Genomic DNA, 1,268 nt, shown 5'->3' with positions numbered 1-1,268 from the left:
AAAAAGAGACTCAACGTGAGTCTCTTTTTTGTCGGCGGTCGGTAAATATAGGTATGCTAAAAAAATGACACTTAGCATAATAAGTAAAATTACGGCTTTAAATGCAATATTTTTTACATCATATATCGGCTTTAAACTTATACCTTCTTGAATACTTACTTGTTTAGCTTCTCGTTGCTCAATATTTTTAAGCATATTATTTATAACGCTCATAACAACTGCCTCCATACCCATATGGCAGCAATAGCTAAAACACTAAACATTAAAGCACTGTAGCTCCAATATTGTCCGGTTCGATACTTTGCGCAGTCTTCGGTATCTTTTATGGCAAGTTGAATATGGCGATTTGTTATTATATTTAACCCTTCACCGTAAGCTTGTAATAGTGCTTTGTGGCATAAAATATTAACTAACCTAGGAATTCCACGGCTAGCTCTAGCAATTTTGAGCCCCATACTATTATTAAATAAAGGAGGCCTATTAAACCCTGCAACTTGTAAGCGGTGATTAATATAATAAACAACCTCAGCGCCAGTCATCGCCCGTAATTTATACGAAAAACTGATACGTTGGCGTAATTGCCTTACTTTGTTGTTTGCCAGCTTTTCATCAAGTTCAGGTTGCCCAAATAACACAACTTGAATTAGTTTTTCACTTTCTGTTTCTAAGTTTGTAAATAATCTCAGCGCTTCTAGAGTCTCCCAACTCAAGCATTGCGCCTCATCTATCAAGAGCACTACACGCTCATTATCTTCTTGTAAGTCGAGTAAGTGATGATTTATAAGCTGCCCTAGTGCTTGCTGATCTAATGCTTTATCTACATCCATACCCAGCTCAATGGCAATCACCCATCTAAGCTCTTCTGGGCTTAAATAAGAGTTAGGTAAATAAGCCACAATGTAATCTGGCTCAAGTTGGTTTAATAGCTTTCTACAAAGTAGCGTTTTACCAGTCCCAACTTCACCAGTGACTTTAATAAACCCTTCACCCATTTCAATAGCTGTTGTTAACACTTGCATCGCTTCATGGTGCGGTTCAAGTGCACAAAAAAACTCTGTGTTAGGGGTTAACGTGAAAGGCATTTCACTTAAATTAAAAAAGCTTAAATACATAGTTAGTTTTCATACCATGTTTTTAAAAGCTGACGGCTTTCACCTTGTTGTTTTTTCCAAGTATCTGGCATAACAACCGTTGGTTTGATTAGAATAATCAGTTCTTTTTTCTCTTGGCGTTTACGAATACTTTTAAATAAATTGCCAAATAGTGGG

1 protein-coding gene and 1 pseudogene are annotated in these 1,268 nt (G+C 36.5%); both read right to left on the bottom strand.

Annotated elements, in window-relative coordinates; translation table 11 throughout:
* Positions 1–213, bottom strand: a pseudogene (locus H5072_RS19810) (agglutinin biogenesis protein MshN); the annotation flags it as partial.
* Positions 210–1,112, bottom strand: coding sequence for an ExeA family protein (locus H5072_RS19805; protein WP_182694560.1), 903 nt, complete (start codon positions 1,110–1,112; stop codon positions 210–212). The gene H5072_RS19805 and the pseudogene H5072_RS19810, both read right to left, overlap by 4 nt.
* Positions 1,113–1,268 lie beyond the last annotated feature (156 nt).

This window comes from Pseudoalteromonas sp. SR45-5, from assembly GCF_014163565.1.
Lineage (GTDB): Bacteria > Pseudomonadota > Gammaproteobacteria > Enterobacterales > Alteromonadaceae > Pseudoalteromonas > Pseudoalteromonas distincta.
This window is presented reverse-complemented; position numbering and strand designations above follow the sequence as displayed.